Source organism: Vibrio sp. LQ2, assembly GCF_023920125.1.
Classification (GTDB): Bacteria; Pseudomonadota; Gammaproteobacteria; order Enterobacterales; family Vibrionaceae; genus Vibrio; species Vibrio fluvialis.
Genome location: NZ_CP085308.1, coordinates 4332585 through 4350155, shown reverse-complemented (window position 1 = coordinate 4350155; position 17571 = coordinate 4332585). Strand labels below are relative to the sequence as shown.

General features: G+C 52.1%; 18 protein-coding genes. 4 read left to right on the top strand and 14 right to left on the bottom strand.

Annotation, left to right across the window (positions count from 1 at the left end):
- Positions 1–31 precede the first annotated feature (31 nt).
- Positions 32–1141 carry a tRNA (uridine(54)-C5)-methyltransferase TrmA gene (gene trmA, locus LGV68_RS20270; RefSeq protein ID WP_032081106.1) on the top strand — a complete coding sequence of 370 codons (1110 nt, stop codon included), beginning with the start codon at positions 32–34 and terminating at the stop codon, positions 1139–1141.
- A 49-nt stretch (positions 1142–1190) separates the two neighbouring features.
- Here the strand turns inward: trmA and LGV68_RS20265 are convergent, their stop codons facing one another.
- A complete protein-coding gene (locus LGV68_RS20265) occupies positions 1191–1562 on the bottom strand; it encodes a YijD family membrane protein (RefSeq protein ID WP_020331975.1) in 372 nt (123 codons plus the stop codon).
- Positions 1562–2203, bottom strand: coding sequence for an HTH-type transcriptional repressor FabR (gene fabR, locus LGV68_RS20260; protein WP_020331974.1), 642 nt, complete (start codon positions 2201–2203; stop codon positions 1562–1564). Before fabR ends, LGV68_RS20265 begins: the two co-directional genes overlap by 1 nt.
- A 289-nt stretch (positions 2204–2492) precedes the next feature.
- On the opposite strand from fabR, the gene sthA reads away from it, so the two are divergent.
- Positions 2493–3893 carry a Si-specific NAD(P)(+) transhydrogenase gene (sthA, locus tag LGV68_RS20255; RefSeq protein ID WP_020331973.1) on the top strand — a complete coding sequence of 467 codons (1401 nt, stop codon included), beginning with the start codon at positions 2493–2495 and terminating at the stop codon, positions 3891–3893.
- Positions 3894–3952: 59 nt separating this feature from the next.
- Here the strand turns inward: sthA and dinF are convergent, their stop codons facing one another.
- The 4 genes from dinF to LGV68_RS20235 form a co-directional block, all read right to left on the bottom strand.
- Entirely contained in the window at positions 3953–5257 is a 1305-nt protein-coding gene (dinF, locus tag LGV68_RS20250) for an MATE family efflux transporter DinF (protein ID WP_222756765.1), read from the bottom strand.
- A 110-nt stretch (positions 5258–5367) separates the two neighbouring features.
- Positions 5368–6180 (bottom strand): class I SAM-dependent methyltransferase, encoded by an 813-nt coding sequence (locus LGV68_RS20245; RefSeq protein WP_252535973.1) that lies wholly within the window; start codon positions 6178–6180, stop codon positions 5368–5370.
- 86 nt (positions 6181–6266) lie between these two features.
- Positions 6267–6893: a transcriptional repressor LexA gene (gene lexA / locus LGV68_RS20240; protein WP_047459704.1), complete on the bottom strand. Its 627-nt coding sequence runs from the start codon at positions 6891–6893 to the stop codon at positions 6267–6269.
- Between the two features lie 89 nt (positions 6894–6982).
- Positions 6983–7345, bottom strand: coding sequence for a diacylglycerol kinase (locus tag LGV68_RS20235; protein WP_158125508.1), 363 nt, complete (start codon positions 7343–7345; stop codon positions 6983–6985).
- 203 nt (positions 7346–7548) lie between these two features.
- Here LGV68_RS20235 and plsB point away from each other — a divergent pair, with 203 nt between their 5' ends.
- On the top strand, positions 7549–9972 hold the full coding sequence (gene plsB / locus LGV68_RS20230; RefSeq protein ID WP_020331966.1) for a glycerol-3-phosphate 1-O-acyltransferase PlsB: 2424 nt from the start codon (positions 7549–7551) through the stop codon (positions 9970–9972).
- Positions 9973–10028: 56 nt separating this feature from the next.
- On the opposite strand, the gene ubiA is transcribed toward plsB, so the two are convergent.
- Positions 10029–10883, bottom strand: a complete 855-nt coding sequence (gene ubiA, locus LGV68_RS20225) for a 4-hydroxybenzoate octaprenyltransferase (protein WP_252535972.1) — start codon at positions 10881–10883, stop codon at positions 10029–10031.
- Complete coding sequence (locus LGV68_RS20220; RefSeq protein ID WP_020331964.1) at positions 10884–11423, bottom strand: chorismate lyase; 540 nt, start codon at positions 11421–11423, stop codon at positions 10884–10886.
- A 166-nt stretch (positions 11424–11589) separates the two neighbouring features.
- Here LGV68_RS20220 and LGV68_RS20215 point away from each other — a divergent pair, with 166 nt between their 5' ends.
- Positions 11590–11997, top strand: coding sequence for a flagellar basal body-associated protein FliL (locus tag LGV68_RS20215; protein WP_020331963.1), 408 nt, complete (start codon positions 11590–11592; stop codon positions 11995–11997).
- 54 nt (positions 11998–12051) lie between these two features.
- On the opposite strand, the gene glpG is transcribed toward LGV68_RS20215, so the two are convergent.
- The 6 genes from glpG to ftsY form a co-directional block, all read right to left on the bottom strand.
- Positions 12052–12897, bottom strand: coding sequence for a rhomboid family intramembrane serine protease GlpG (glpG, locus tag LGV68_RS20210; protein ID WP_020331962.1), 846 nt, complete (start codon positions 12895–12897; stop codon positions 12052–12054).
- 3 nt (positions 12898–12900) lie between these two features.
- Complete coding sequence (gene glpE / locus LGV68_RS20205) at positions 12901–13221, bottom strand: thiosulfate sulfurtransferase GlpE (RefSeq protein WP_024373756.1); 321 nt, start codon at positions 13219–13221, stop codon at positions 12901–12903.
- A 397-nt stretch (positions 13222–13618) separates the two neighbouring features.
- Entirely contained in the window at positions 13619–14476 is an 858-nt protein-coding gene (gene rpoH / locus LGV68_RS20200) for an RNA polymerase sigma factor RpoH (RefSeq protein ID WP_020331959.1), read from the bottom strand.
- Positions 14477–14643: 167 nt separating this feature from the next.
- Positions 14644–15612, bottom strand: coding sequence for a permease-like cell division protein FtsX (ftsX, locus tag LGV68_RS20195; protein ID WP_061057099.1), 969 nt, complete (start codon positions 15610–15612; stop codon positions 14644–14646).
- Entirely contained in the window at positions 15602–16276 is a 675-nt protein-coding gene (ftsE, locus tag LGV68_RS20190) for a cell division ATP-binding protein FtsE (RefSeq protein ID WP_020331957.1), read from the bottom strand. The genes ftsX and ftsE overlap by 11 nt, the downstream gene beginning before the upstream one ends.
- Positions 16277–16343: 67 nt before the next feature.
- A complete protein-coding gene (gene ftsY / locus LGV68_RS20185) occupies positions 16344–17513 on the bottom strand; it encodes a signal recognition particle-docking protein FtsY (protein ID WP_252535968.1) in 1170 nt (389 codons plus the stop codon).
- Positions 17514–17571: the final 58 nt, after the last annotated feature.

The window sequence follows — 17571 nt, the reverse complement described above, 5'->3', positions numbered from 1 at the left end:
CTTTATTTGAATGCACCCAAAAGGTAAAACCATGGCGACTCTCGACGTAAACCCGAACCACTACCAAGCTCAGCTGGACGACAAGGTCACTCGCCTGACCGACATGTTCCAGGCCTATCAGGTACCGGAGCTGGAAGTGTTTGAGTCGCCGCAGCAACACTACCGTATGCGCGCTGAGTTCCGCGTGTGGCATGAAGGCGAAGACATGTACTACATCATGTTCAACCCGGAAACCCGCGAAAAGTACCGTGTCGATCAGTTCCCGGCGGCAAGCCGTTTGATCAATGATCTGATGCCTCTGCTGATGGATGCCATGAAAGGCGATGACACGCTGCGTCGTAAACTGTTCCAGGTCGATTTCCTTTCGTCGCTGAGCGGTGAAGTGCTGGTATCGCTGCTTTACCACCGCCAGTTGGATGACGCGTGGACCGCGGCTGCGAAGAAACTCAAACAGCGCCTGAATGATGAGGGCTTCAACCTCAACCTGATTGGCCGCGCACGCAAAATGAAAATCGTGCTGGATCGCGATTACGTGGTGGAAAAACTGCACGTGAACGGCCAGCCGTACATTTATCAGCAAGTTGAAAACAGCTTTACCCAGCCCAACGGTAAAGTGGCGGAAAAAATGCTGGAATGGGCCGTCGACTGCACCCAGGAAAGTAAAGGTGACTTGCTGGAGCTGTACTGTGGTAACGGCAACTTCTCTCTGGCTCTGGCACAAAACTTTGAGCGTGTACTGGCCACCGAACTGGCCAAGCCTTCTGTAGAATCAGCGCAATACAACATTGCCGCGAACCATATCGACAACGTACAGATCATCCGTATGTCAGCAGAAGAGTTTACTCAGGCAATGGAAGGCAAACGTGAGTTTAACCGCCTGAAAGATGCGGGCGTAGATCTGAAGAGCTACAACTGCAACACTATTTTTGTCGATCCACCGCGCTCAGGTATGGATATCGACACCTGTAAGATGGTGCAAGGTTACGAGCGTATTCTTTACATCTCGTGTAACCCGGAAACACTAAAAGAGAACTTGGATGTCTTGTGCGAAACCCACAATGTGACCCGTTTTGCACTGTTCGACCAATTCCCTTACACCCACCACATGGAAGCAGGTGTGCTGCTGGAACGTAAAGCTTAACCATAAAAAAACGAGCCGATTGGCTCGTTTTTTTTCATTCGTTTGCCTCTCAGGCGGCGCGGCCGAGATAACCCAGCTTGCGGCCAATCCACACCAGCAGCAGCAATGCGACCACAATCGCAAAGAAGTTGGAGCCGGAATCCGGATACTGCGCTTTCACAAACGCATTGTGGCCAAACGCGCCAACAAAGAAACACGCTAAGCCGACCAGAGGAATATCCTCTGACACCGGATGACGCAGGTATTCCTGATACAGCGCCTGCACCGAGAGCACCAGCGCAATCAGAGGGAAAATAGAAAAAGAGACTTCGCTCATCGTCATCCACGACAACAATGCGTCGCCACACATACCAGCAATCAATGCCAGTACCAGCGTTTTACGTTCTGAACCGTGATTGGTTTTATTGCTTTCCTTCGACATTAATCTATCCCGCCTTTCAGTCGATTACGTTCACGTTCTTTGCGATACCAGAAAGCCCCTTTGGCAATCATTCGCAATTGTAATATCAGACGTTCAGCCAGTTCCTCGCGAGAACGTCTGTCTAAATCCAGAGCTTCTGCTCCCGAGCTGAATACCAGTGTAACCGAGGCTTCCGCCTGCGTTATTGCTTCTTCGCGGTTCATACCCGTATTCACCAGATATTCGGTCAGTTCAGCCGAGAAGTGCTGAATCTCGCGCGCCACTGCAGTACGAAACTCAAACGAAGTACCGGAGCGCTCACGCAGCAGCAAACGAAACACGTTCGGGCTGCTCTCAATAAATTCCATGAAGGTTTCGATCGAGGTACGAATCACGCTGCCCTCTTTGACGATGCGCTGGCGCGCCTGACGCATCAATTGACGCAGCAGCAAGCCACCTTCATCCACCATGGTTAAACCCAACTCATCCATATCTTTGAAATGGCGATAGAACGATGTCGGGGCAATCCCCGCTTCACGGGCCACTTCCCGCAAGCTTAAATTAGAAAAACTGCGATCAGCACTTAATTGGCTGAAGGCGGCATCAATCAGTGAACGACGCGTTTTCTCTTTTTGTTGTGCACGAATACCCGTAGATTTCATACTGCGTAAGTTCTCTGCCTGTTCCAATAGTGGCCCATACTATAACGCGAATGTGAAACTTGTCTAAGAGACAAAATGCGTCCGTTTGAGCCAGCAGACAATTTATCCTGCCGTGTGGTTCCCTGTTACTCGCGTGCAGCCACCCGGCCAGCACTAGAGTGAAACACCTAATATTTCTTGCGATGACGTGATCCCCTGCACTCTCTGATGGGAACACGATTTACCGCATCGCGGAATCAGTTAAAATCTCGCTACAGCAATGTTAAGCGAAAATAACAAGGAAATCCTTATGGCACAGAACAACCACTTTGACGTCATCGTAATCGGCAGCGGACCAGGCGGAGAAGGTGCCGCGATGGGGCTCAGCAAAGCGGGATTGAATGTCGCCATTATCGAGAAAGAGAGCAGCGTCGGTGGCGGTTGTACTCACTGGGGTACCATTCCGTCTAAGGCACTGCGCCATGCGGTCAGCCGTATCATCGAGTTCAACAGCAATCCGCTGTTTTGTAAGAACAACACCAGTCTGCATGCCACCTTCTCAACCATTCTCGGCCACGCCAAAACCGTCATCGACAAACAAACTCGCCTGCGTCAGGGGTTTTATGACCGCAACCAGTGCTCGCTGATTTTCGGCACCGCACAGTTTGTGGATGCCAACACCGTGGCGGTAACCAAAAGCGACAACACGGTCGATCTCTACACCGCTGATAAGTTTGTGATTGCCACCGGCTCTCGCCCTTACCGTCCGAATGATGTCGACTTCAACCACGCTCGCGTGTACGACAGCGACTCGATTCTTAATCTGAAACACGACCCGCGCCACATCATCATTTACGGAGCAGGCGTGATTGGCTGTGAGTACGCGTCGATTTTCCGTGGCCTGGGCGTGAAGACCGATCTGATCAATACCCGTGACCGCTTGCTGGCGTTTCTGGATAACGAAATCTCCGACGCGCTGTCGTACCATTTCTGGAACAACGGCGTGATCATCCGTAACGACGAAACCTACGAGAAAATTGAAGGCACGGAAGACGGCGTCATTGTGCACCTGAAATCTGGCAAGAAGATGAAAGCCGACTGCCTGCTGTATGCCAACGGCCGAACCGGTAACACCGATAAACTCAATCTGGAAGTGGTTGGCCTGTCACCGGATTCACGCGGTCAGCTCACCGTCAACACGAACTACCAGACCGAGGTTGACCACATTTACGCGGTCGGTGATGTGATTGGTTACCCAAGCCTTGCCAGCGCGGCTTACGATCAGGGCCGTTTTACCGCGCAAGCGATCGCCAAAGGCAACGCGACCAATCAACTGATTGCCGATATTCCAACTGGTATTTACACCATTCCGGAAATCAGCTCGGTTGGTCGTACCGAGCAGGAACTGACTGCGGCGAAAGTGCCGTACGAAGTGGGCCGCTCGTCGTTCAAACATCTGGCGCGCGCTCAGATCTCAGGAAAAGACGTCGGCAGCCTGAAAATCCTGTTCCATCGTGACACCAAAGAGATTCTCGGCATTCACTGTTTTGGTGAACGCGCGGCAGAAATCATTCACATCGGTCAGGCGATCATGGAACAGAAAGGTTCGGCTAATACCATCGAGTACTTCGTAAACACGACCTTCAACTACCCGACGATGGCTGAAGCGTACCGCGTGGCAGCGTTGAATGGTCTTAACCGCCTGTTCTGACGCTGACGCCAAGCAATAAAAAAACGCAGCCTTGAGCTGCGTTTTTTTATTGGCTGTGATCAGGCGAGAAAAGTCCCCAGCCGCCACTGACGAAGCAACACAATACCCAAACTTAAACCGCGCATTGCCATAAAGCTCAGCATCGCCAGCCACAGGGCATGGTTACCCCAGAAAGCAAAGCCGTAGAACACCACAAAGAAGGTGCAAGCAGCGACGAACATACTGTTACGCATTTCGCGCCCCTTGGTCGCGCCAATGAAAATACCATCCAACAAAAAGCACCACATAGAAGTCAGCGGCATCGCCACCAGCCAAGGTAGATAAACCTGCGCCGTTTGCTGCACCGCGCTGATATCAGTGATCAGCCGGATCAGCGCCGATCCATACCAGCCAAACGCCAACGTTAACAGCAAGCAGATGATCACACTCCAGAACGCACTGCCAATCATCGCGGCTTTGAGCTGAGTTTCACTTTTCGCGCCAATCGCCTTACCCACCATGGCTTCCATCGCGTAGGCGAAACCGTCCATGCCGTAGGAAATCATCATCAGGAAACTCATCAGCACGGCATTGGCCGCCACCGTTTGATCGCCAAACGCCGCGCCCTGAAACGTCATAAAACTAAATGCCGCTTGCAGGCACAGTGACCGCAGAAAGATATCGCGATTGAGACGCACAAAGCGACTCAGCCCCTGAGTGGATTCACGCAGCAGGGCCAGCGGCGATGGCAACTGATGTTGCAGCCAATAACGCCACACACGCCACAGACCAAACCCCATGCCCGAATAATCGGCGATCACCGAGGCTAGCGCCACACCCTGCACTTTCCAGCCAAGGCCAAGCACAAACAGTAAATCGAGAACAATGTTGACCACGTTCGTGATGATCACCATCCACATCGGCGCACGTGAGTTTTGTGTCCCCAGCAGCCAGCCGAGCAGCACAAAGTTAACCAGCGAAGCAGGCGCGCTCCAGGCACGAATGACAAAATATTGCTGCGCGTAAAGTTTCACCTCGGCACTGGCCGAACTGAAACCGAACACCCCATCAGCGATGAAGCGATGGAGCAGCAAAAACACCGCTGCAAACCCAAGCGCCATCAGCATGCCTTGCAGCCACACGCGCGCCAGCCCGGCGCGGTTATCAGCACCAAACGCCTGCGCAGTCAGTCCAGTCGTCGACATGCGCAGAAAGCCCAGCAACCAGAACGTCACACTGATGACGGTACTACCCAGCGCCACCCCACCCAGGTACCAAGCGTGTTCAAGGTGACCAATCACTGCGGCATCGACCAGTCCCAACAACGGTATGGTGATGTTCGACAGCACCATCGGAATGGCCAGCCACAGCACCTGCCGATGCATGGTTTTGTTGGAAAGAGTCTGGAAAAGAAATTGCACTGCTTCGCCCTCAAGTCATTGAGAGCAAAGTGTATCGAAGATGAGCTGCAACGGCTATGTTTTGCGCGGCGTGATTACCAGCGGGCGTAAACCACCACGGGCGTATAGCGATGTTTGAGCACACCGATTTTACTGATCACGCGCTGCCAGAATTTCCAGCGGCCGCAATGGCGATCCAGCGGTGAGTGAGTGCTGACTGAGCGTGCCCATGGCAGACAATCTAACACTGCTTCACCCGCATGAGTAAAACCATGCTGATACTGACCCGATCCCATTTTCTGCCCCAGACGTGTTGCGGTGCGATCGCCCGCCAACACCAAACACGCACTGGCATTGACGAAGTTTAACCCCAACGCGCGAATAAAACGGGACACCTGCGCACGGTCACCATCAAGCAGCGCATGCTCACAAACAATCAGGATAGGTGCGTACTCCGGAACAGGTAAGCTGTCGAGCCAGGATAAATCGGTCACGCTACCACAGCAGTGCTGGTAACGCTCACTGCTGTGAAACAGCTTCTGACGCCACAACAGGTTTTCCGTAATATCCAATTCCAACCAGTGACAGCGGCCGTTGTCGACGCGATAAAAACGCGTATCCAGCCCCGCGCCCACATTGATAATCCAGCCGTCCGGGTGCGCTTCAAGGAAGCTGCGGACCTGCTGATCACACAGTTGGGTCAGAGTGACGTGCAGAAGTTGTTTTTGATCGATATCGCCAGACAGGCATTCCGGCGCTAGAAGACAACGCTGACAAGCGGTCGCCGCAATCGGGTCATAAACCAAACCGTTATCAACCAAGCTTTCGCGACTACGCAACCACAATGGCTGCATCAAATTCGCAGGTATCGGATAACGTCTTGCTGAGGGGGAACGAGTTGAGCGCATTATCATCTTCCTTACATCGCACAAAGAAGATGATAATGAATATCAATTAGATTGACAAGTTATTGAGAATGGCTCTCAAGAGTATTTTACATCCAGTCGGTATTACGGATGATGCCAACCGCGATGCCTTCGATGGTCAGTTCCTGACAACTCAGGTCGACTTCGATCGGAGCAAACTCTTCGTTTTCCGCATGCAGCAGCACTTTCGCGCCTTTACGCTCCAGGCGTTTCACGGTGACATCGTCTTCAACGCGGGCAACCACAACCTGACCGTTGTGTACATCCTGCGTTTTGTGTACCGCCAGCAGATCGCCATCCATGATGCCGATATTTTTCATACTCTCACCGTGCACACGCAGCAGAAAGTCTGCTTGTGGACGGAACATCGCCGGGTCGACCTGATAATGCGCTTCGACATGTTCCTGAGCGAGAATCGGTTCACCTGCAGCCACACGGCCAATCAAAGGCAGGCCAACGTCATCAGCACTGTCGTTCGCCGCGTCCACCAGAATACGGATACCGCGAGAGGCGCCCGGTACGATTTCAATCACTTGTTTACGTGCCAGAGCTTTCAAATGCTCTTCCGCCGCATTGGCAGAACGGAAACCCAGTTCACGCGCAATTTCAGCACGAGTGGGTGGCATTCCGGTTTCATCGATCTTGCTTCTGATAAGATCGAACACTTCTTGTTGGCGTGGCGTCAACGGCTTCATAAGTCACCTGTCTTTTTATACAGTTGCCTGTGAGTATATCCAGTATTTGGTGAAATGCAAACCAATTGCTCGTTTTTTATATCAACGGGTTAGATAAACAACGCTTCCACCCAGATGTAGCCACTGATGACCATCGCGATAAACACCGCCGCTGAGCCCATATCTTTGGCGCGTCCGGCCAGTTCGTGATGTTCCGGGCCGATGCGATCCACCACCGCTTCCACTGCGCTGTTAAGCAGTTCCACCACCATCACCAACAATACGCTGCCAATCATCAGCATGCGTTCCAGTTGAGAGACGTCGACCCACACCGCCAGCGGAACAAGTACGCAGGCGAGGATGACTTCTTCACGAAAAGCAGCTTCGTTTTTAAACGCCGCACAGAGCCCTTGATATGAGTAGCGCGTAGCCTTGATGACGCGTTTGATTCCTTGAGGATTTTTCTGATGCACGTGTATTTCCCGTTCCAGACATTTCACGCAGAAATGACGTTTTGGTAATCAATAAAATTAAAAGGTTCGACCAGTTTCTGTTATGCTTGCTGCTCAAAAAAAGACACCGATTGAAGTGTATCTCAATTTTCATGCTCTCTGTTTCTTATGAAAATAGACATGCGCTTCAGTTTTTGCATGTATTCTTGAGGCCTTGAACTCTTATGTCTTCCGGACACTCATTTTCGCGTTCCTTGCTAAAGTTACCACTGTCTGTGTTGGTAAAAGGAACCGCCATTCCATCAAATCCGATAGATGATCTCGACATCGATATTAACAAGCCGATTGTCTACGCACTACCGTTTCGCTCCAATGTCGATCTGCTGACGCTGCAAACACACGCACTGCAGGCTGGTCTGCCCGATCCACTTGAGCCGCTGACCATCAACGGCCAGACACTCAAGCGTTACGTGTTTATCTCTTCGCGCCCAACGTTGCTGCAGGATGATAACTATGTTCCAACCGACTCCATCGCAACATTCAGCGAGCTGCTGAGCCTGCATCAAACCGATTCAGAGCTGGATGTGCAGGTCATTCCTGCCACCGTGCTGTGGGGACGCAAACCGGGTAAAGAAGGCCGCGAGCGTCCTTATCTGCAGGCACTCAATGGCCCACAAAAAGCCAAAGCGGTGTTTACTGCCGGACGTGATTGTCTGGTGCGTTTCAGCCCGGTGGTCTCGCTGCGCTACATGGCCGACTCACACGGCACCGATGCATCAATTGCCCACAAACTGGCACGCGTAGCGCGGATTCACTTCTCGCGTCAGAAGCTGGCAGCGTCAGGCCCTAACCTGCCGCAACGCTATCAGCTGTTCCAGCGTTTGATGAACTCTCCGGCGATTGAGAAAGCCATCGCGGATGAAGCGGCATCAAAAAACATTTCGCTGGAAAAAGCGCGTAAAGAAGCGCACGACATGCTTGATGAGATTGCGGCCGACTTCTCCTACTCACTGGTGAAAAAAGGCGATCGCATTCTGGGCTGGTTGTGGAACCGTATTTATCAGGGCCTGAACATCAATAACGCCGCGACCGTGCGTCGCCTGGCGCAAGATGGTCACGAGATTGTGTATGTGCCGTGTCACCGAAGTCACATGGACTACCTGCTGCTGTCGTACGTGCTGTATCACGAAGGCATGGTACCGCCGCACATTGCTGCGGGGATTAACCTCAACTTCTTCCCGGCGGGTCCGATTTTTCGTCGTGGCGGCGCGTTCTTTATCCGCCGCAGCTTTAAAGGCAACAAACTGTACTCAACGATTTTCCGTGAATATCTGGCTGAGCTGTTTGCCAAAGGCTATGCGGTTGAATATTTCAGCGAAGGTGGCCGTTCACGTACGGGTCGTCTGCTGCAGGCCAAAACCGGCATGCTGGCGATGACCATTCAGGCTATGCTGCGCGGGCTCAACCGTCCGGTCACGCTGGTCCCAGTGTACATCGGCTATGAGCACGTGATGGAAGTGGGCACTTACGCCAAAGAGCTGCGCGGCAAACGTAAAGAGAAAGAGAATGCCAGCCTGGTGCTGCGCACCATTCGCAAACTGCGCAACTTCGGCCAGGGTTATGTCAACTTTGGTGAGCCGATTCCACTCAATCAGTTCCTGAACGAGCAAGTGCCAGAGTGGACTCAGGATATCGATCCGATGGGCGCCAGCAAACCACAATGGATGACACCTGTGGTAAACAAGCTCGCGACCAAGATGATGACGCACATTAACGATGCGGCTGCGGCTAACGCAATGACGCTGTGTGCCACAGCGCTACTGGCGTCCCGTCAGCGCGCACTGGCACGCGACAATCTGGTCAAGCAGATCGACTGTTACCTGCAACTGCTGCGCAACGTGCCTTACTCCAGTACATTCACCGTGCCGCAAGATAATGCCGAAAGCCTGGTGCAACACGCGGAGTCGCTGGATAAATTTGTGGTAGAAACCGACACCATGGGCGACATCATTTCGCTCGATCGCAATCAGTCGATTCTGATGACTTACTACCGCAACAACATCATTCATTTACTGGCGCTGCCATCACTGATTGCGCAGATGCTGATCCGCCAGCAGCAGATGCCAGTTGAGCAGATTCAGACGTGCGTCGCAAAGGTGTACCCGTTCCTCAAACAGGAGTTGTTCCTCAGCTACGACGAGTCGCAGTTGGATGATGTGGTGATGCACTATCTGGCCGAACTGCAACGTCAGGAACTGGTGACGTTGGACAACGGCGTTGCCACCATCAACCAGTCCAAAACTCAGGTTCTGATGCTGCTGGGCCGCACGATTTCGGAAACGCTGCAACGTTACGCGATTGCGCTTAACTTGCTGGTTGCCAATCCGGACCTGGGCAAATCGGACCTGGAAAACAAGAGCCAGGAAATTGCGCAGCGTCTGGGTCGCCTGCATGGCATCAACGCGCCGGAATTTTTCGATAAGGGCGTGTTCTCCGCGCTGTTCGTCACGCTAAAACAGCAAGGCTACCTCGACAGCGACGGTAACTGCCATCTGGAACAGACCAAACACTTCTCGCGCATGCTCTATACCATGCTCTATCCGGAAGTGCGTCTGACCATTCAGGAAAGTATCTGTCAGGTTGAATAACTCAGCGTCAGAAACACAAAAGGCATCCCGAGGGATGCCTTTTTCTTGTGCGAGGTTTACAGGAAAGAGATAAACAGGCCCACAGCAATCGCCATACCGACGTAGTTGTTGTTGAGGAAAGCCTGAAAACACGGCATACGTTCGCGATGGCGAATCAAATGCTGCTGATACACAAACAGGCCACTGGCCGCCAGCAATCCCCAGTAGTAGCTGGCGCCCAATTGGTAGCTGTAACCCAACGCAATCAACATGGCGACGGTCAGGAATTGCAACACCCCGATGATCAGCTTGTCAAAGCGGCCGAACAAAATCGCCGTGGATTTCACACCAATCAGCAGGTCATCATCTCGGTCCACCATCGCATATTGAGTGTCATACGCCACCGTCCACAGCACGTTAATGACAAACAGATACCACGCCACCAGCGGCAACTCTCCCGCCTGAGCAGCCCACGCCATCGGAATCGACCAACTGAATGCCAATCCCAGAAAGAACTGCGGCAAATGAGTATAGCGCTTCATAAACGGGTAGATGAACGCCAGCACCAGACCAGCAAACGACAGTTTGATCGTCAGCGGATTCATGGTTAGAACCAGCAGAAAAGACAGCAACGACAACACCAGAAACAGCGTAAACGCTTCACGCGCCGTGACTTTACCCGCAGGTAACGGACGCTGCGCCGTTCGTTTGACATGGCCATCGACTTTGCGGTCAGCGAAATCATTGATCACACACCCCGCCGAGCGCATGGCAAACACACCAATCACAAACACAGCCAGTACCTTCAAATCCGGCATGCCGCGCGCAGCTAAAATCAGAGCCCAAATCGTCGGCCACAACAGCAATAGTGAGCCAATCGGACGATCCATGCGCGTTAACTGCCAGTACGCGCGGGCTTTTGCAGCGATCATTTACACTCTCTCCTTAGAGTAAATTGGTGAGTCGGGCAGAAACAGTTCTGCCACCAGCATAGGTTTGTGATTCATCCACAAGCGGGAGCGGCGCGCCAGCAGCGGGCCGTGTGACGTTTGCGCCCAACCGACCTGCAACGCGTCACGTTTGGCATTGTCGGAGCTGAACACCGTTAAGCCAAGCGGAATCTCACCCTGTTGAGTGAAATCGTGGGGTTGATCCTGCAAGGAGGAACGCGGAATCAGCGTGCTCCCCAATACCCAGGGCACCTCGTCGCCAAGCAGCAAAACTTGGCGCAGCAGGCAATCTTCTTGCGTCAGCAGCGTCATTTCATCCGCCTGCAGTGAACCATGTCCCGTTAACTGATTGTGTAACAGGTTCACGCTGAAATGGTCGCAATGCTGCGCCATCAAATGCGACAATGACCCCTGCTCAAGCAGCCAGGTTCTGGCATTCTCATCAGGATATTGGAAGTTTTCCGGCTGCTGCCACGTGACCTGGCGCAAAGCAGTCAGATAAAGCGAAGTTGTTTGATTCATACTAGTATTCAATATGACGCTTAATCGTCATACAATAAGGCCCAAACAGGGAGGTTTCCCTGACCTTTCGAACCCTATCAAGCATTTTGTTTACAATTAGATGCGCTATTGTAACAAGACTCGGGCGTTTCGAGTATCGTGAACCGAAGAAAGAACAGACAGAAATATGCTTAAACGTTACCTAGTCCAAACAATGCTCGCTGTCAGCCTGCTGATCCCATTCGTTGCCGGCGCCAGCGAAGAAGATGCGCCCAAGCTCGCCTACTTCACACTCGAACCCGATCTGACCACCAACTTTTATACCAAAGGCAAAAAGCTCGGCTACATTCAGGTGCGCATCGATATTATGGTTGCCAACAGTGTCGATCTGCCGCTGGTTGAACGTCACCAACCGCTGATCCGCGATGCCGTGGTGGAACTGCTCGGTAAACAGACCGAAGACACCATTAAGTCTCTGGCCGGACGCGAAGACTTACGTAAAACGCTGGTTGAGCAGCTCAACAATATTCTGTTGCCGGAAACCGGCCGTCCGCTCATCGCAGACTTACTGTTTACCAAATACATTTACCAGTAACAGTAAGTACAACGTCATCAATGAAAAAGCGGCCCATCAGCCGCTTTTCTTATCTTATTGCTGCGTCGCCTTGGACTGAAAACGTCCGGCATCATGCAGCCCCAATACCACACCCGTAATCAGTCCCGCCAGATGAGCGGTGTTGGCGATCGCCATAAACGGCTGCACATAACCGAGCACCAGCCACACCAACATAAAACCGACCAAGGGTTTGGGCATGCCGAGGCCAAGATGCGGCGCGCGCAACCCGAGCATCCATAAATAGCCAACCAGCGCATACACCACACCAGACAGGCCACCAAAGTTGGCACCTTCCACCCAATACTGGCCAGCGCCCGACAGTGCGGCTGAGATCAGAAACACTTGCAGCAACTTACCGCTACCAAGTCGCTTTTCAATATCGCCGCCTAATTGCCACCACCATAGCAGGTTAAACGCAATGTGGATCACCGAGAAATGCAGCAACGCGTGGCTGAACCAGCGCCACAGCTGCCATTGCTGACCCGCATGCGCCGGAAAATGCAGCGCATCAAAAATCTGATTACCCATGCCCAAAAACGCCAGTGCGAATATGACGGCGCAGACAGCCATCACCGACAGCGTCAGCGGGCCGGCTTTCGCCCGAATCATGGCCATCATGCTCGGTGACCGATAATAGAATTTGGATTGGCGGGATTCGGCCATCGTCCAGGAGGCGGCCTGATATTTCGCATCACGCGGGTTTTGCAGAAACAGATTCAGCTCAGCCTCGGCTTCCACCTGATGCTGATCGTCCACCAGCCACAACGCAAACTGATTCCCCCCTTCCGGCATCATCTGAATCTCAATATGGCGAGAGGCCATATAGTCGATGAAGGCTTGCGCCACGCGCGGGTTATTGAGGGCAATCAGTCTAATCATAAATCAGCTCGCTTCGACAGGCAGGTTGGCACGATGCCAGGCTTCAAAACCACCATCGACACTATACACCTGTTCAAAGCCCTGGTTAACCAGGTATTGCGCCGCGCCCTGACTGCTGATGCCGTGATAGCACATTACCAATACCGGTTGATCAAACTCGACTTGATCCATGAAAGAAACGATCGAGTCGTTGGTCAGGTGGTAAGCCGTTTTGGCGTGCGCCACAGCAAACGACTGCGGATCACGAATGTCGACAAGCTTGGCATCGTGTTGTTCGATGAGCGCTTGCGCACCCGCAACATCGATATGCTGAAATTGTTCCATGTTGAGTTCTCATTTGAGCGTTATTTTACGGCACACATTGTAACCTATCCAAAGCTGAACAAGTACACGAGCGGAGTAAGGTTATCCACCAGCGATCAAATTCTCATCATTTGTGGATAATTCTGTGGATTGCGTTGATAAAGTGGTTTGAATCTATTCGATCCACAACATCTTGTGATGATCCTTATTTAGTTGTGTGTAAAGAGAAACATATCCCCAAATAGAAAACAGCGTTCAAGCCTTGATTTGCCCAGCTTGATGACAGTCAGGAAATAATTTTGTCACAGAGTTATCCACAGAAAGTTTCCTACTTCTGATCGCGCATTTCGATCAGACATAAAAAAACCGAGATCCGGAGATCTCGGTTTTCAGCAATTTGCTAGAAGCTGTTGGCCGCTTAGAATTCGCCAACCGCATCCTTCAATTTCTTCATCGCATTCTTTTCTAGCTGACGAATACGCTCTGCAGAGACGTTGTACATTTCCGCTAACTCTTGCAGCGTCGCTTTCTGGTCATCCAGCCAGCGTGAACGCACAATGTGTTGACTGCGCTCGTCTAAACTCGACAGAGCCAACGCCAGACGCTGGTTAGTATGCGCTTCCCAGTTCTGTGCTTCGACGTTTTCAGCCAGATCGGAATGTTTGTCTTCCAGATACAACATCGGCGCGGTGTACGCATTCGGGTTATCATCATCATCGTTCGACATTTCGAACGTGGCATCTTGTGCCGCCAGACGCGATTCCATTTCTCGCACTTCGGACGGTTCAACGCCCAGCTCGCGTGCCACGGTTTCAACTTCACCGTTATTGAACCAACCCAGACGCTTTTTCGATTTACGCAGGTTGAAGAACAACTTACGTTGCGCCTTAGTAGTGGCGATTTTCACGATGCGCCAGTTACGCAGCACGTACTCGTGAATTTCGGCTTTAATCCAGTGCACGGCAAACGACACCAGTCGAACACCCACATCCGGGTTGAAGCGTTTGACCGCTTTCATCAGACCGATATTCCCTTCCTGCACCAAATCCGCCATTGGCAAACCGTAGCCGGAATAACCACGAGCAACATGAACAACAAATCGAAGATGCGACAGGATCAACCCTTTCGCGGCTTCAATATCACCTGAGTAATGTAATCGCTCTGCCATTTCACGCTCTTCTTCAGCGGTCAGCATTGGGTAGCTGTTCACTGAACGGATGTAGCTGTCTAAGCTGTCCTGTGAAACGAGAGCCATTGGATACGCTTGGTTAGTCATTCAAATCCTCATCAATCTCTGATCTGGAGTAAGTTTTAACCCATCAATCTTGAACCCAAAATGAACAGGTTTCAAGACTCGATTGGTCATTATGCACAAACTGTCGGTGGTGACAAGTCAGTCAGTAGCTCTGATTTTTGCACACTGCCATTTATGACACGCCAACCTTACACCGGTTCAATTTCTTTTAGATGACGGCGTGCCGACACCCGTGCAGCAATGCAGCCAAGGAAAGTGCCCAACATCAACAGCAACAGAGATTCGTCCCAGCCAAGGCCAATTAAACGAAAACGGCTGTCGTACAACTTCGCCAAATCTTCCACAGCACCATTCAGCAAAATGGTGATCAGCGCGGTCAGCAGCCAGGCCGATAATGCTCCCAATAACCCAAACCACATGCCGGAATACAGATACGGACGCAGAATGTAACCATCGGTGGCGCCAATCAGCTTCATGGTCTGAATCTCTTCTTTATTGGCCTGAACGTTAAAACGCAGTGTGTTGCCGACAATCAGGAATACCGACGCCAGCATCAATATCGACAGGCTGACCACAACAATGCTGGCCAGATTACGAATCGCGTCCAGCCTTGCCAGCCAGTCTTCGTCGAGACGTACGTCGGTGACATCGTCTTCACCATGAATTGCACGCGCGATGGCTTTAATCTGCTCTTTGTTGTCCACTCCCGGCGTGATGACCAATACACCCGGCAGCGCATATTCATCCAGTAGGCTGATCGCTTGATCGAATCCGGCGTACTGACTTAAATCATCCAGCCCCTGCTGCGGTGAAATGTAGTCGACCACCGCCACATCACTGCGACTTTCGATTTGATCCTTAAGCACCATGATACGCGGCTCTGGCGTGCCCTCTTTTATATACACGCTGATTTGTGACGGACTGGCGACATTATCCGCCACCGACGCAATGTTTTTGCTCAGCAGATACAGACAAGCTGGCAGCGACAACGCCATCGAAATCACCGCCAGTGTCAGCAGGTTACCCAGCGGGCGCTGCCACAACGCGGCAAATGACGCTTTGGCCTGCTTAACATGCACAGTAAAAAAGCCGTCGGTCTGGCCACGTTTGTTTTCCCGAATTTTGGCGGGTTTCTTGGCTTTCGGCTTAATGGCCATAGTCTTCTACCTCACTCAAAAATCCCTGATTCAGTTCCAGATGGCGGTACTGAGGACGCGAGTTGACCAGATTGATGTCGTGGGTGGCGAGCAAAATGGTCACGCCAGCACGGTTAAACTCTTCAAACAGACGCAGAATTCGATTCGACAATTCCGGATCCAGGTTCCCAGTCGGTTCGTCAGCCAGCAGCAAGGTCGGGCGGTTAACGACTGCTCGGGCAATACCAACACGTTGTTGTTCACCACCGGACAATTGAGTCGGCAGACAACGCGCTTTGTCCAGCAGGCCGGTTTTATCCAGCGCCGCCGATACACGGCGTTTGATGTCGTTTTCAGAAATCGATTCGATGCGCATTGGCAGCGCCACGTTTTCAAACACAGTGCGGTCCATCAACAAGCGGTGATCCTGAAATACGATACCGATGTTGCGGCGCAGAAAAGGAATGTCTTTAGCAGGAATTCGCGTAATGTCGTGACCATTAAAACTGATCTTACCATCAGTCGGGCGCTCAATTGCACAAATGAGTTTCAGCAGCGTACTTTTCCCCGCTCCCGAGTGGCCGCCTAAAAAGGCCATTTCACCACGGCGCAAATGAAAGTCGACTTTCTGCAGCGCCTGTCGTCCGCCGCGGTAGGCTTTACTGACTTGTTGGAACTTGATCACGCATCCTTCCCCTGTTGACCGTAAACCAAAACCAGAAGCAATGCTTCTGGCGATTTGGCGGATTCAATTACTCGTCGCGGCTGAACAGCGCGTCGATAAACTCCTGCGTTGCAAATGGACGCAGATCGTCAATGCCTTCACCGACACCGATGTAACGAATTGGAATCTGGAACTGATCGGCAATCGCAAAAATCACCCCGCCTTTGGCGGTGCCATCGAGTTTGGTCAGTGTGATCCCGGTCAGCGGCGCGACGTCGCTGAACAGTTTCGCCTGACTGATGGCATTCTGGCCGGTACCGGCATCAAGCGTCAGCATGATCTCGTGCGGTGCTGAGTCGTCAATCTTCTTCATCACGCGCACGATTTTGCGCAGCTCTTCCATCAGGTTCGCTTTATTCTGCAAACGACCGGCGGTATCAGCAATCACCACGTCCACGCCACGCGCTTTCGCCGCTTCAATCGCATCGTAGATGACCGAGGCGCTGTCGGCGCCAGTGTGCTGCGCAATCACCGGTACGTTGTTGCGTTCGCCCCAGATTTGCAGCTGTTCTACGGCCGCGGCGCGGAAGGTATCACCTGCCGCCAGCATCACTTTCTTACCCTGCGCTTGGAACTGTTTGGCCAGCTTACCGACGGTGGTGGTTTTACCCACACCGTTCACGCCGACCATCAGAATTACGAATGGTGTTTTGCTGCTATCGACCACCAATGGCTGTTCGACTTTGGACAGAATCTCCGCCATCTCTTCTTTGAGCAGACCATACAAGGCTTCGCCGTCACGCAGTTGCTGGCGTGACGATTTCTCCGTCAGGCTTTCGATGATCTTCAGCGTGGTGTCCATACCAACATCGGCCACCAACAGTTGTTCTTCCAGCTCTTCAAACAGGTCGTCGTCGATTTTCTTGCCTTTAAACAGGCCAAAGAAACCGGCGCCAATGTTGGCTTTGGTGCGACTCAGGCTGCGTTTCAGGCGCGCAAAAAAGCTTTCGGTTGGCTTTTCCTGCTCTTGAATACGTTCTGGCTGAGCGGCGACCGGAATGTCTTCTTCAATCTCACCTTCTGCTTCTGCTTCTGCTTCTGCTTCTGCTTCTGCTAATTCAGTTTCTGGTTCCGCGACAGGCTCTTCAACCGGGTTCTGTTGTTCGTCTTGTTCTGTTTCGGTTGTTGGTTTCTGGCTCTGTTCTTCATCACCAAAGCCAAGCCATGACAGTAAGCCACGCTTCTTCTTTTCCGTCATCTGGGGATATCCTGGATTTAATTAACTCACATACCTAAGTCAACTGTACCTTGCGCTG